The sequence below is a fragment of the Caulobacter sp. CCG-8 genome (assembly GCF_037402475.1).
Lineage (GTDB): Bacteria > Pseudomonadota > Alphaproteobacteria > Caulobacterales > Caulobacteraceae > Caulobacter.
The window spans coordinates 54,723-68,850 of the sequence record NZ_JBBEUD010000004.1 but is presented as its reverse complement, the minus strand read 5'-3'; the positions used below and the strand labels follow the sequence as shown (position 1 = coordinate 68,850).

At 69.7% G+C, this 14,128-nt stretch carries 10 protein-coding genes; 7 read left to right on the top strand and 3 right to left on the bottom strand.

Annotated elements, in window-relative coordinates:
* Positions 1-101: 101 nt before the first annotated feature.
* Positions 102-1,694 (bottom strand): glycosyltransferase family 39 protein, encoded by a 1,593-nt coding sequence (locus WAE60_RS04655; RefSeq protein ID WP_337685226.1) that lies wholly within the window; start codon positions 1,692-1,694, stop codon positions 102-104.
* Between the two features lie 192 nt (positions 1,695-1,886).
* Here WAE60_RS04655 and WAE60_RS04650 point away from each other — a divergent pair, with 192 nt between their 5' ends.
* The 4 genes from WAE60_RS04650 to WAE60_RS04635 all read left to right on the top strand — a co-directional run bounded on the left by WAE60_RS04650 (position 1,887) and on the right by WAE60_RS04635 (position 6,960).
* A complete protein-coding gene (locus WAE60_RS04650) occupies positions 1,887-4,370 on the top strand; it encodes a TonB-dependent receptor (protein ID WP_029909048.1) in 2,484 nt (827 codons plus the stop codon).
* Between the two features lie 157 nt (positions 4,371-4,527).
* Positions 4,528-5,532 carry an agmatine deiminase family protein gene (locus WAE60_RS04645; RefSeq protein ID WP_337685225.1) on the top strand — a complete coding sequence of 335 codons (1,005 nt, stop codon included), beginning with the start codon at positions 4,528-4,530 and terminating at the stop codon, positions 5,530-5,532.
* Positions 5,529-6,407: an N-carbamoylputrescine amidase gene (aguB, locus tag WAE60_RS04640; RefSeq protein WP_337685224.1), complete on the top strand. Its 879-nt coding sequence runs from the start codon at positions 5,529-5,531 to the stop codon at positions 6,405-6,407. The genes WAE60_RS04645 and aguB overlap by 4 nt, the downstream gene beginning before the upstream one ends.
* A gap of 13 nt (positions 6,408-6,420) precedes the next feature.
* Entirely contained in the window at positions 6,421-6,960 is a 540-nt protein-coding gene (locus WAE60_RS04635) for a GNAT family N-acetyltransferase (RefSeq protein WP_337685223.1), read from the top strand.
* A gap of 131 nt (positions 6,961-7,091) precedes the next feature.
* Here WAE60_RS04635 and WAE60_RS04630 read toward each other — a convergent pair whose 3' ends face one another.
* Positions 7,092-7,910: a phosphatase PAP2 family protein gene (locus WAE60_RS04630; RefSeq protein ID WP_337685222.1), complete on the bottom strand. Its 819-nt coding sequence runs from the start codon at positions 7,908-7,910 to the stop codon at positions 7,092-7,094.
* Between the two features lie 149 nt (positions 7,911-8,059).
* Here WAE60_RS04630 and WAE60_RS04625 point away from each other — a divergent pair, with 149 nt between their 5' ends.
* Both WAE60_RS04625 and WAE60_RS04620 read left to right on the top strand, forming a co-directional pair.
* Positions 8,060-10,120, top strand: coding sequence for a TonB-dependent receptor (locus WAE60_RS04625; protein ID WP_337685221.1), 2,061 nt, complete (start codon positions 8,060-8,062; stop codon positions 10,118-10,120).
* A gap of 361 nt (positions 10,121-10,481) precedes the next feature.
* A complete protein-coding gene (locus WAE60_RS04620; RefSeq protein ID WP_337685220.1) occupies positions 10,482-11,276 on the top strand; it encodes a SapC family protein in 795 nt (264 codons plus the stop codon).
* Positions 11,277-11,389: 113 nt separating this feature from the next.
* Here WAE60_RS04620 and WAE60_RS04615 read toward each other — a convergent pair whose 3' ends face one another.
* The gene (locus WAE60_RS04615) at positions 11,390-11,782 is read right to left on the bottom strand and encodes an acyl dehydratase (protein ID WP_029909032.1); all 393 of its coding nucleotides are present in this window, start codon (positions 11,780-11,782) and stop codon (positions 11,390-11,392) included.
* 117 nt (positions 11,783-11,899) lie between these two features.
* Between WAE60_RS04615 and WAE60_RS04610 the strand changes: the two genes are divergently transcribed.
* The gene (locus WAE60_RS04610; RefSeq protein ID WP_337685359.1) at positions 11,900-14,092 is read left to right on the top strand and encodes a thioredoxin family protein; all 2,193 of its coding nucleotides are present in this window, start codon (positions 11,900-11,902) and stop codon (positions 14,090-14,092) included.
* Positions 14,093-14,128 lie beyond the last annotated feature (36 nt).

The window sequence follows — 14,128 nt, the reverse complement described above, 5'->3', positions numbered from 1 at the left end:
GGTGGCCCTGGCGGAGCCAGGGTCGGGTGGGGTTTGATGAGTCAGCAGGCCCCACCCGTCCGCTTCGCGTCCACCCTCCCCACGAGGGGGAGGGAAATCACTTACTTACCCGGATCCTTCCACGGCGTATCCGGCGGCAGCCCCGTCACCGGGTCGCGCGGCACGGGCCGGAAGTCCTGGGCGATGAACAGGTCGGTGCGGCGCGAGCGCTTCCTGTCCAGGCGCACGCGGACGATCTGCAGGTCGGACGTCGTCGCGAAGTCCTGCTGGATCTTGCCGCGATAGGTGCCTTCCAGGCTGGCGATCAGCACCCGGCGGCCCAGCCCGGCGTCCAGCGGGGCCTCGGCCTCGGCCTGGTTGCGGGGGGCGATCTCGTGCACCCACATCTTCAGCGGCGGGGCGGCCGGCGTGCCGAAATAGTCGCGGCCGTAATAGGCGGCCACGTTGTAGAGGAAGCGGTCGTCCAGGGCGACGGCGGTCAGGCCGCCGTGCAGGGCCTGCTCCTCGCGCGAGCGGTCGATGATCGCCTGCACCGTCTGGTCCCAGCCGCGGGCCCGCTTGAAGGCGTTGCCCATGCCCATGGCGTCGGCCGTGCGCGGAGCGATCACCCAGGTCAGGAACAGGAAGGCCAGCGCGCCCTGCAGGACCAGGCCGCCGATCAGCCAGCGGCGGGCGTCCCAGCGCAGCAGCCAGGCGGCGACCAGCACCGACCCGGCGACATAGGCCGCGGCCGCCCAGTTGGCGTTGGCGCGCGAGACGAAAGCCTGGGCCGCTACCGTCGCCAGCGGCGGCAGGGCGAAGCACAGCAGGGTGATGTCGGCGGCGGCCAGCCGCTTTCGGACCGCCAGCAGCAGGGCGCCGCCGCCCAGCACGGCGAACGGCATGGGCCCGAACACCCCGAACTGCGAGCCGACGAACTGGATCAGCTCCATCGGGTTGAACAGCTTGCCCGACTTCCAGTTGGCGTTGGCGGCGGTGTGCTCCAGCGTCGAGAAGTGGTGCTGGTAGTTCCAGATCATGTTGGGGGCGAACACCACCAGCAGGGCCGCGAAGAAGGCGACCGCCATGGCCGGGGTCCAGGCGCGCCGGGCCTCGCGCGAGAGGAACAGGTGCACGGCCAGGCTGGCCAGGGCGTAGATCGCCGCGTACTTGCTCAGGAACGCCATGCCCAGCGCCGCGCCCATGCCGGCGGCGACCCAGATGCGGACGCGGGGCGAGGCGTGCGGCAAGCTGACGCAGGCCCAGATCATCAAGGCCAGGAAGAACAGCAGCGGGGTGTCGGTGGTGATCAGCACCGACGACAGCTGGACCCCCGGCATCAGGATGAAGATCGCCGCGGCGGCCGCGCCGACCCAGGTCCCGCCCCGTTCGTTTCCGTACAGCCGCGTGGCGATGCGGGCGATGATCAGGGCCGTGGCGGCGTTGAGCAGGGGCGAACCGATGCGCAGCCAGGCCTCGGCGTCGCCGCCGATCCCGGTGGTCGCCCAGATCAGCCAGGCGATGACCGGAGGCTTGGAGAAGTAGCCGAAATCGAGGTGGCGCGACCACAGCCAGTACTGGGCTTCGTCCGGGTACAACTCCAGGGGTGTCACGAACAGCGCCACGACCCTCAGAATCGTCAGGACCCCGATCAAGATCAGGGTCAGCCTTTCGATTCGCGCTCGAGTCGCCCGCGCTGTTTCATCAAGGGCCACGCCGATTTCTCCCGCATAAGTAAGAGGACGCTGACTAAATCTTCCGCAAGCGGGGCCCCCGAAGCGTGTTTATCCGCGATCGTGGCCTTTCCGTCACCAAACCTTCTAAATACGTCGCTAAAGAGCCTCTTAATGAGTGGTCCGGCGGGCTTCATGCACCCCGCTGCGACTTGAACGAGGGGATAGATCAAGATGATGACGAAAAAGCTCGCCTGTCTGGCGTCGACCGCTCTGGTCGGCTGCCTGCTCAGCGCCACCGCCGCCTTCGCCCAGTCGACCGGCTCGCAAGCCAACGAAGTCGACAGCGTGGTCGTGACCGCCGCCGGCCAGCGCGCCGTCGCCGGCCAGATCGTCGAGACGCTGCCGAAGTCGCGCGCCTCGGTCGACAACGCTTTCCTGGCGACCCAGTCCACCGGCCAGAACGTGTTCCAGTCGCTGAACCTGCTGCCGGGCGTCAGCTTCACCAACAACGACCCCTACGGTTCGTCGGGCGGCAACCTGCGCCTGCGCGGCTTCGACGGCGCCCGCGTCTCGGTCACCTTCGACGGCGTGCCGCTGAACGACACCGGCAACTACGCCGTCTATCCGAACCAGCAGCTGGACCCCGAACTGATCGACCGCGCCAGCGTCAACCTGGGCACGACCGACGTCGACAGCCCGACCGCTTCGGCCACCGGCGGCACCATCAACTACATCACCCGCAAGCCGGCTCATGAGTTCGGCGGCATCGCCGACGCCTCGATCGGCGACGACAACTATCGCCGCGCCTTCCTGATGCTGGAAACCGGCGACTTCGGTCCGATCGGCACCCGCGCCTTCGTGGCCGGCTCGTACCAGAAGTACGACAAGTGGAAGGGCCCGGGCTCGCTCGAGAAGAAGCAGGTCAACGCCCGCATCATCCAGGACATCGGCGATCGCGGCGACTTCGTCAGCCTCGCGGTGAACTACAATGAGAACCGCAACAACAACATCCGTCAGCTGACGCTGGCCGAGTTCAACGCCTTCGGCAAGAACCTCGACTACACCGCCACCTGCACCAACCGCGTGATCAACGCGGGCACCCGCACCATCACCGAGACCGCCCCGGCCATCCCGGGCAACTGCTCGGACTACTACGGCCGCCAGGTCAACCCGTCGAACACCGGCAGCGTCCGCGGCTCGGCCCTGTTCCACCTGACCGACAACCTGCGCCTGACGATCGACCCGTCGTTCCAGTACACCCTGGCCGACGGCGGCTCGCAGCTGGCCACCGTGGCTGAAACCGACGGCCGCGTCCGCGGTTCGAACGGCGCCGCCAAGGACCTGAACGGCGACGGCGACACGCTCGACACCGTCGCGTTCTTCGCGCCCAGCGTCACCAACACCCGCCGCTACACGGTCACCAGCTCGCTGATCTGGGACCTGAACGACGACAACCGCATCCGCGTCGCCTACACCGGCGACTACGGCCGCCACCGTCAGACCGGCGAGTACACGGCCCTCGACGCCGAAGGCAACACGACCAACGTGTTCGGCGGCAAGGACGGCCACGGCGCCAAGATCTACACCTCGGACGGCAGCTATCTGCGCGCTCGCGACCGTTTCTCGATCGCCCAGCTGAACCAGGTCGCCGCCGAATACCGCGGCAAGTTCATGGACAGCCGCCTGACCGTGAACCTCGGCGTGCGCGCGCCCTTCTTCAAGCGCGAGCTGAACCAGTACTGCTACACGCAGAACGCCACGAACCTGACCACCGTCATCTCGGGCTTCACCGTCAGCTGCACCACCCAGGCGCCGGTCGTCACCAACACCGACGGCACCGTGCAGTTCGCCACCGGCACGGCCGCCAACCTGCGCTACATCAAGCCGTGGTCGGCCACCGTGAAGTACGACAAGGTCCTGCCGAACGCCGGCGCGACCTATGACATCGGCGGCGGTCACACCGTGTACGTCAGCTACGCCGAGGGCTTCTCCTCGCCGCGTACCGACAACCTCTACACCGCCACGCTGGAAAACGGCGTCGGCACCCCGGCCGACACCCGTCCGGAAACGACCAAGACCTACGACCTGGGCTACCGCTACTCGGCGCCGACCGTCATGGCCACCGCCGCGCTGTGGAAGACCGACTACAAGAACCGCATCGTGCAAGCCTTCGATCCGGACCTGAACATCAGCATTGACCGCAACGTCGGTGACGTGAAGGCCTGGGGCTTCGACACGCAAGCGGCCTGGGCCGTCGCGGAATACCTGACGGTCACCGGCTCGTTCTCGTACAACAACAGCGAGATCCAGGACGACCTGGTGCTCAACGCCGCCGGCGCCCTCCTGCCGCTGTCGGGCAAGCAAGTGGTCGAGACCCCGAAGTACACCTTCGGCGGCCGCGTCGACTGGGACATCACCGAGGCGCTGCACATGGGCGTCCAGGGCAAGTACACCGGCAACCGCTACTCGACGGACGTGAACGACGAAGTGGCCCCGCACTACACCGTGTGGGACATGTCGCTGTCGTACGACCTGCCCTTCGCCAAGAAGACCTACGCCCAGCTGAACGTGAACAACCTGTTCAACGAGACCTACTTCGGCTCGATCAGCTCGCGCACCAACGCCGTGGCCCTGACGGGTTCGGCGGCCAGCGCGCCGACCTACTACATCGGCTCGCCGCGCACGGTTCAGTTCACCCTGCGCACCGAGTTCTAATCGGCCTCTCGAGGCTGACCTCTCGGTCAAAGACGGAAGGGCGGTCCGGAAACGGACCGCCCTTTTTCTTTTGTCGCACCAGTTTGCTAGAAGGGCGGCTTGACCCCGGGGCCGTCCCGGCCCATTTGCGCCTCCCGTTTCGATCCAGGTTCCGTTCATGACCACGACCGTCCCCGCCGAGTGGGCTCCGCACCGCGCCATGTGGGTGGGTTTCCCCAGCCACGCCGAGCTGTGGCAGGAAGACCTCGAGCAAGCCCAGCAGGAAGTGGCCGACCTGGCCCGCGCCCTGGCCGGTCCGGGCGGCGAGCGCGTGCGCCTGATGGTGGTCGGCGACGAGGCCGAGGCCGCCGCCCGCGCCCTGCTGGCCGACACCACGGTCGAGATCGTCCGCGGCCAGTTCGGCGACATCTGGCTGCGCGACACCGGCCCGATCTTCACCGAGACCGCCAAGGGCGCCGTCGCGGCCGGCTTCAAGTTCAACGGCTGGGGCGGCAAGTACCAGCTGGAGGGCGACGACATCGTCGCCGAGCAGATCGCCGCCGCCTCGGGCGCGCCCCTGGCCCGCAACGCCTTCGTGCTGGAGGGCGGCGCCCTGGACCACGACGGCACGGGCACGATCCTCACCACCCGCCAGTGCCTGCTGAACGCCAACCGCAACGGCGACTGGGACGAGGCCAAGGCCACGGCCGCCCTGACCGCCGCCCTGGGCGCCAAGAAGGTGCTGTGGCTGGGCGACGGCCTGCTGAACGACCACACCGACGGCCACGTCGACAACCTGGCCCGCTTCGTCGCGCCGGGCGTGGTGGCCTGCCCCATGGCCTTCGGCGTCGACGACCCCAACGCCGAGGTCTACGCCGAGACCGCCCGCGCCCTGGCCGGCATGACCGACAGCCGCGGCTCGCCCCTGCAGGTGGTCCGCATCCCGTCGCCGGGCCGCATCACGGGCGAGGACGGCGAGATCATCCCGGCCTCGCACATGAACTTCCTGATCGCCAACGAGGCGGTGATCGTGCCGATCTACGCCGAGGAGTCGGGCGCCTTCGCCGTCGAGGTGATCAGCGGCCTGTTCCCCGAGCGCGAGGTGATCGGCCTGCCCTCGACCGCCATCCTCACCGGCGGCGGCTCGTTCCACTGCATCAGCCAACAGGAGCCCGGCGAATGACCCGCAAGCTCAGCGTCGCCGCGATCCAGACCTCGTACGGAATGGACCTGCAGGCCAACATCAAGAAGACGGAAGCCTTCATCCGCGAGGCCGCCGCCAAGGGCGCCCAGGTGATCCTGCCGTCCGAGCTGTTCCAGGGCCCGTACTTCTGCGTGGCCCAGGAGGAGCGCTGGTTCGCCGAGGCCCATCCGTGGCGCGAGCACCCGGTGGTCAAGGCCATCGCGCCCCTGGCCGGCGAGCTGGGCGTGGTGATCCCGATCTCGATCTTCGAGCGCGAGGGCCCGCACTACTTCAACAGCCTGGTCATGGCCGACGCCGACGGCAGCCTGCTGGGCCTCTACCGCAAGAGCCACATCCCCGACGGCCCCGGCTACATGGAGAAGTATTACTTCCGGCCGGGCGACACGGGCTTCAAGGTCTGGGACACGCGCTTCGGCCGCCTGGGCGTCGGCATCTGCTGGGACCAGTGGTACCCCGAGGCCGCCCGCGCCATGGCCCTGATGGGCGCCGAGGCCCTGTTCTATCCCACCGCCATCGGCAGCGAGCCGCATGACCCCAGCCTGGACACCGCCCTGCCGTGGCGGCGGGCCATGCAGGGCCACGCGGTCAGCAACGTGATCCCGGTGGTCGGCGCCAACCGCATCGGCTTCGAGCCGTGGGACGGCTATCCGAACGGCGGCCAGACCTTCTACGGCTCGTCCTTCGTGGCCGACCATCGCGGCGACCTGGTCAGCGAGCTGGGCCGCAGCGACGAGGGCCTGGTCAACGCCACCTTCGACCTGGACTTCCTGCAGACCCACCGCGCGGCCTGGGGCTTCTTCCGCGACCGGCGGCCGGAGTTCTACGGCGCCCTGGCCAGCGGCCGTCCCGCGTGATCGGCGGCTTGAAGTGATAGGGACGGGCCGGCTCGTCCTGCGCGCGCCGGTCGACGCCGACCGCGACGCGATCGCGGCGATCAACGCCGATCCGGCGGTCGGCGCCTGGCTGGGCGGCGCGCGCTCGCGGGCCGAGAGCGACCACTTCGTCGACCGCGTCCAGGCCCACTTCGCCGAGCACGGCTTCGGCTTCTACGTGGTCGAGCGCCGGGACGACCGGCGGGTGATCGGCCTGACCGGCATCTGGCACGTGCCCGAGGAGAACCCGCTGCTGGCCGGCCAGGTCGAGATCGGCTGGCGCTTCGCCCCCGACGCCTGGGGCCAGGGCTACGCCACCGAGGCGGCCCGCGCGGCCCTCGACTACGGCTTCGACCTCAGCATCGACGAGATCATCGCCTTCACCGCCCGCACCAACCTGGCCTCCCAGGCGGTGATGCGGCGGCTGGGCATGGCCTACGACCCGGCGCGGGACTTCGAGCATCCGGGCGTGGCGGAGGGCGATCCGCTGAAGCCGCACGTGGTGTTCGTGGGACGGCCTAGGGCCTATCCGTAGCGCACCCACTTGCCCCCACCTGACCGCTTCGCGGTCTGTCCGCCCCCGTAGGGGGCGGAGCCCTCGAACGCGGCGCGGCTCTTCCCCCTCCGGGGGAAGACGATCGCGAAGCGATCCGTAGGGGGCAAGTGCTAGGCGGCGGGGCATCCGGTCGGAGGTCCGGCGGCCTTCGACGCCGCCACCTCGGCCTTGGCCTTCTCCAGATCGCTCAGGAACGCCGGGTCCTGGTGCAGCCGCGAGACCATGGCCGAACCCAGGTAGCGCCCCGCCTCGATGTCGCTCTGGAAGTGCACGCCGCAGACGATGCGGCTGTCGCCGAACTCGCGGCCGCGCGCCAGGACGGCGCTGGCGTGCTCGGGGGCGACTTCCGAGATCACCAGAGCCCAGGACCAGCCGATCAGGCCGTGCCCGGACGGATACGAGCCGTCGGTCTCGATCCACTTCTCGCGCGGCACGCAGATCGGCTTCTTGTTGCCCACCGGCGGCCGCTTGCGCTGGAAGACCGCCTTGGCCGGCTGGTACAGGGTGGCGGCGTCGTCGGTCATCCGCAGCAGCATGTTGGCCAGGACCGGCGTCGCCTCGGGCCCGATATTGACGCCCGCCGCGCAGGAGAAGCTCTTGAAGCCATGTGCGCCCGACAGGTCGGCGTCGGTGATGGCCTTGTCCCAGGCCGGGCCGCCGGCCAGCTTGCGGGTCTGGTTGAAGATCTTGCGGTCTGCCCGGCCGCGCGTCGACTTCGGCTCGGGCGGCGGGCCGACGATGGTCGCGCCGTCCAGGTTCATGCCGGTGGTCAGGTAGCCGGGCGGCGGCTTGGTCCAGCTGGCGGTGCTGGGGCTGACCGCATAGGGCGCGGCGGCCGGGCCGGCCTTGGAGAACAGGTCCTGGACCGGCGAGCAGCCCATCAGCAGGGCGCCTGAAAAGGCGGCGACGAGCATCGCGTTTCGGGTCATGGGCGGCCTCCGATCGGTCATCCGACCACAGAACGGCGACGAGACGCCGCGTCAAGCCGGGTTTTGGCAAGAAGCGGCTTGACGACTCGTAATGTTATTTCATAACACTTCGGCCAAGCCGCTCCCCCGGTCAAGGTTCAGGATTTCCCATGCCCCGTCGCGTACTGCTTTCCGCCGCGAGCCTGCTGGCGTTCGCCCTCGCCGCGCCCCTGGCGCACGCCGCCGAGACGCCGGCGCCCGCCGACGCCGCGGCCGCGCCCGACGCGCCCGAAGCCCCCAACGCGGTCGACAAGGTGGTGGTCACCGCCGCCCCCTACGCCGTGTCGCTGGACACCGTGACCAGCAGCGTCAACGTCGTGACCCGCGACCAGCTGGACGTCGCCCCGCCGGCCGGCATCGGCGACATGCTGAACGGCCTGCCGGGCCTGCGCTCCACCTTCTACGGCCCCGGCGCCTCGCGCCCGGTGATCCGCGGCCTGTCGGGCCCCCGGGTGATGGTGCTGCAGAACGGCGTCGGCCAGGTGGACGCCAGCGCCCTGTCGCCCGACCACGCCGTGGCCAGCGACCCGGGCGAGGCCTCGCGCATCGAGGTGCTGCGCGGCCCCTCGACCCTGGCCTACGGCGGCTCGGGCATCGGCGGGGTGGTCAACATGATCGACGACCGCGTGCCCTCGACGCCCGCCGCCAACGGCCCCGAGGGCCGGCTGTCGGCCTCGGCCTCCAGCGTCGACGACGGCTACGCCTACAGCGGCGCGGTCAAGGCCGGGAAGGGCCCGATCGTGTTCGCGGCCGACTTCTCCAGCCGCCGCACCGACGACTATTCGATCCCGACCGCCGCCGTCTCCGACCGCCTGGCGGCCCGCGACGGCCTGACGGTCGATCCCGACCACGTGGTCAAGAACACCGACGTCGAGGTCGACGCCTACGGCGCGGGCGTCTCCTGGGTCCACGACCGGGGCTTCATCGGGGCGTCGGTCAAGAAGACCGACACCACCTACGGCGTGCCCTACGAGCAGATCCTGGCCCCGATCGATCCGGACGCCGAGGGCCCGGTCTCGATCCACCTGCAACAGACCCGCTACGACCTGCGCGGCGAGCAGGAACTGGACAATCCGTGGTTCGAGAAGGTCCGTGTCTCGCTGGGCTACGCCGACTACGAGCACGCCGAGGTCAGCGTCGAGGACGGCGAGGTGGGCACCCGCTTCCTGTCGCACGGCACGGAAGGCCGCGTGGAGCTGGTGCACCGCGAGCATGACGGCCACCAGGGCGCCATCGGCTTCCAGGCCCTGGACCGCCACTTCGAGGCGATCGGCGACGAGGCCTTCGTGCCCTCCACCGACATCAAGGAGTACGGGATCTTCACCCTGCAGCGGCTGGACCGCGGCCAGTGGGGGATCGACGCCGGCCTGCGCTTCGACACCCGCGAGCTGCGGACTCCGACCGAGACGCGCGACTTCGACAACGTCTCGGCCTCGCTGGGCGTGTTCTACAAGCCGACCGACGCCCTGTTCACCGCCCTGACCCTGTCGCGCAACGGCCGGGCCCCGACCGAGTTCGAGCTGTTCGCCAACGGCCCGCACCCGGGCACCGGCGGCTTCGAGGTCGGCGACGACAGCCTGGACTCCGAGACCGTCACCTCGCTGGAGGCCACGGTCCGCTGGAACAGCGACCGCCTGCGCGCCGAGGGCCACCTGTGGGCCGCCAAGTACGACAACTTCATCGAGGAAGCCCCGACCGGCGCGGTCGAGGACGACCTGCCCGTCTACCAGTACTTCCAGACCAAGGCCGACTTCCACGGGGCCGAGCTGGAGGCCAGCTACGAGGCCTGGCGCGGCGCCAGCCAGTCGATCCGCCTGGAGACCACCTTCGACTGGGTGCACGGCGACACCGACGCCGGCGTCCCGGCCCGCATCCCGCCGTGGTCGCTGGGCGGCTCGGTGGTCTGGACCGCGCCGCGCGTCGAGACCACCCTGGAGGTGCGCCGGGTGGCCGAGCAGGACCGCGTGGCGACCTTCGAACTGCCCACCGACGGCTACACGGTGGTCAACCTGAAGGCCACGTTCAAGCCGATCGCCGACTCCCCGCTGCGGCTGTTCATCGACGGCCGCAACCTGACCAACGAGGAGATCCGCGAGCACGTCTCGTTCCTCAAGGACATCGCCCCGTCGCCGGGCCGCTCGGTGCGGGCGGGCGTGGCCTGGAAGTTCTAGGATCGCGGACGAGCTTGTCGATCCCCCAGGGTTGTCATCCCGGAAGCCTCGAAGAGGCTGTCCGGGACCCAGGTGAGCCGCACCGCCTTCGCCCAGTCCCCTGGGTCCCGGACAAGCGCTCCGCGCTTTCCGGGATGACAACAAAGGGGGAAAGGGCGGGTTCGCCTCCTCGATAACGCTCCACCCATGACAGCGTTTACCGGGCTTCCTTCGCGTACTGAGCGAAACGGCGGTCCGACTTAACCGTAAGGCGGAGGGGTCGATTGCGAGGCCCCTCCGGATCGGCTAGAAGCGCCGGACCCTTCTAAGGACGCCTAAACGCAATAGGCGTCCGTCTCATTAGCTTTTTGTCGAGCTGTTCATGGAAACGACCCAACCCGCCGGCGGCATCTCCGGCAACGTCCTGTTCTACTCCTCGCCGGAGCCGCTGAACCGCGAGCAGCACGCCAAGCTCGGCCTGGTCCACAAGGACAAGCCCTACAGCTTCGCCCTGAGCGGCACCGCCGTGCCGCTGGCCGTCACCGAGTTCGCCCCGGCCGCCCTGAGCTATCCGGTGATCTTCGCCGGCGAGGACCGCGTCCCGCTGGCCGTCATGGGCCTCAACACCGGCGAGAACCTGTTCATCGCCGCCGACGGCGGTTTCGAGCCGGGCTGCTACATCCCCGCCTACATCCGCCGCTATCCGTTCGTCCTGGCCAATGACGAGGCCCAGGAGCGCATGATCGTCTGCATCGATCGCGGTTCGGACCTGCTGGCCGAAGGCGGCCAGACCCCGCTGTTCGACGACAAGGGCGAGCCCACCGAATACACCCAGAACTGCATCAAGTTCTGCGACGACTTCGAAGTCGAGCGCCGCCGCACCGACTCGTTCGTGCAGCTGCTGAAGGACAACGACCTCTTCGAACTGAAGAAGGCCGTCTTCACCCCGGTCGACGCCAACGGCCAGGCCGGCGAGCCCCAGACCGTGGCCGAGTACTACGGCGTCTCAGAAGAGAAGTTGAACGCCCTGCCGGCCGACAAGGTCAAGGAACTGCAGACCAGCGGCGCCCTGGCCCAGATCTACGCCCACCTGGTCTCGCTGATCGGTTGGGACCGCCTGATCGCCATGGCCACCCTGCGCCAGCAGCAGACGGCCGCCAACGGCGCGCTGAACTAGGTTTCACACCCTCGGGTGTCGCGAAGAGGCGGCGGGTTCGAAAGAGCCCGCCGCCTTTTTCTTTGCGCGGTCGGGGACAGGCGCATGCGCCTGTCCCCAGCTTCGGTCGCCGCCTACCGCGCGAAGATGCTCCGCGTCAGGCACGAGAAGACCAGCCGTCCCGCCTCGTCCAGCAGGTCGTGCTGGGCGATGACGATGCCCTTGCCGTCGCCGACCGGGTCCTTGCCCATCACCGTCATGCGGCCGCGCAGCAGCTCGCCCGCGGGCGGGTTGCGCAGCCAGCGCAGGGCGTCGACGCCGACCCGCTTGGTCTGGGGCCAGGCGGCGCTGGCCTCGCTGTCCAGCTTGGACCAGATGGCGAAGACCATGGTGTCGGGCGCGCCGCTGGCCGCGGGCCAGCCCGGCTGGAACGCCGCGCAGAAGCTCTCCAGCGCCTTGCCGTCCACGACCGTGGTCCCCAGGGACACGACCTGGCCGATCTCGATGTCGTCGAAGGAAGCGGGCATGGACGGGCGACTCTCTTGCGAACGCGGGTCTACGACCTGATCACGGCGGCTTGGCCATTGTCGAGAGCGCTCGGAGAGGTCATGTGTCGTGCTCTCGACCTGGCCTGGAACCCGTTCATGTCGCTTCGCAAGCTGTTCGCCGTCGTACCGGCGCTGATGGTCGCCCTGTTCCTGGGCGCGCCTCCGGCGAAGGCCGATCCGGTCCACACCGGGCATATCGAGGTCGAGCTGGTCTCGCAGGAGGCCGGCGTCGCGCCGGGCTCGACGGTCTATGTGGCCCTGAGCCAGAAGATCCAGTCGGGCTGGCACACCTACTGGCGCAATCCCGGCGACGCGGGCGACGCCACCCGCATCGTCTGGACCCTGCCGGCCGGCTGGACCGCCGGCGACATCGTCTGGCCGACGCCGGAGAAGAGCCGCGTCGGGCCGCTGCTGGACTTCGCCTATACCGGCGACGTGCTGCTGCCCGTGCCGATCAGCGTGCCGGCCAACGCCCAGGTCGGCTCGGTGGTCACCCTGAAGGCCGCCGCCGCCTTCCTGGTCTGCGAACAGGTCTGCGTGCCCGAGGACGCCGTCGTCACCCTGACCCTGCCCGTGGTGGCGGGGATGCCCGGGACCGATCCGAAATGGGGCGCCAAGGTCGCCGAGACCCTGGCCAAGGCCCCCAAGCCGGCCGGGCTGAAGGCGGTGTTCCAGCTGCAGGGTTCGGTGCTGAAGCTGGCCGTGACCGGCGCGCCGCTGAAGGGCGCCGACGTCTCGGGCGCGTTCTTCTATCCCTATTCCGGCAAGGCCATCGAGCATCCGCCCGAACAGGCGATCGAGCGCGGTCCCGAGGGCCTGACCCTGTCGCTGACCCCCGGTTACGACTTCACCCAGGCCGAGCAGAAGCCGACCGAGCTGTCCGGCGTGCTGGCCCTGAACGGCGTGGCCTACGAGGTCACCGCCACGCCCGGGACGATCCCGGCCGAAGCCGGCGGCCTGGGCGCGCCGCCCGCCGCACCGGCCAAGGCCCGCGGGACCGCCAATAGCGCCGATGGGGGCGCGAGCCTGGGCCTGCCCCTGGCCGTGGCCTTCGCCTTCCTGGGCGGCCTGATCCTGAACCTGATGCCCTGCGTCTTCCCGATCCTGTCGTTGAAGGCCGCCAGCCTGACCGCCCACGCCCACGACGCCGGCAAGACCCGCGTCCAGGGCCTGGCCTTCCTGGTCGGGGTGGTCGTCACCTTCCTGGCCCTGGCCGGCCTGCTGATCGCCGTGCGGGCGGGCGGGGCGGCCGTGGGCTGGGGCTTCCAGCTGCAGTCGCCGGCCGTGGTCGCGGGGCTGGCCCTGCTGATGCTGCTGGTGGCGCTGAACATGTCGGGCGTGTTCGAGGTCGGGGCCTCGGTGCAGAACGCGGCCTCGGGCGCGGGCGCGAGCGGCGACGGCGTGGCCGGTTCGTTCCTGACCGGCGCCCTGGCGGTGCTGGTCGCCGCCCCCTGCACCGCGCCGTTCATGGCCGGGGCCCTGGGCTACGCCCTGACCCAGCCGCCGCTGCTGTCGCTGGCCGTCTTCCTGGGCCTGGCCCTGGGCTTCGCCGCGCCGTTCGTGCTGCTGGCCTTCATCCCCGGCCTGCTGGGCCGCCTGCCGCGCCCCGGTCCGTGGATGGACGTGCTGAAGAAGGGCCTGGCCTTCCCGATGTACGCCACCGCCGCTTGGCTGGCCTGGGTGTTCAGCCAGCAGACCGGGCCGATTCCGCTGGCGATGATATTCGCCGCCGCCGTCCTGATCGCCTTCGCCGCCTGGCTCTATGGCCTGGCCCAGGCGCGGGGCGCGTTGGGCAAGAGCCAGGTCGCGCCTCTGGTGATCGCCCTGGTCAGCCTAGCCGGGGTGATCGCCCTGGTCTGGGTCGCCGCCCGGGGCGAGCCCCAGGTGACCCCCATCCATGACGAGCGGCCGCCGGCCTCGAGCGCGGCCGGTCCCGGACTGGCCGCCGCGGCCTGGAGCCCGGAGAAGGTCAAGGCGCTGCAGGCCCAGGGCAAGGTGGTGATGGTCGACTTCACCGCCGACTGGTGCGTGACCTGCAAGGTCAACGAGGGCACGGCCCTGAAGGGCCAGCGCCTGGTCGACGCCTTCAAGGCCCATGACGCCGTGCTGCTGCGCGCCGACTGGACCAAGCGCGACGCGACCATCGCCGCCGCCCTGGCCGAGCACGGCCGCGCGGGCGTGCCGCTGTACCTGGTCTATCCCAAGGGGAGCGGCGAGCCGGTGGTGCTGCCGCAGTTGCTGACCGAGGGACTGGTGATCGAGGCCATCGAAAAAGCGGCCAAGGGTTAGAGCGGCGAACACTTGCCCCTTACGGACCGCTTCGCG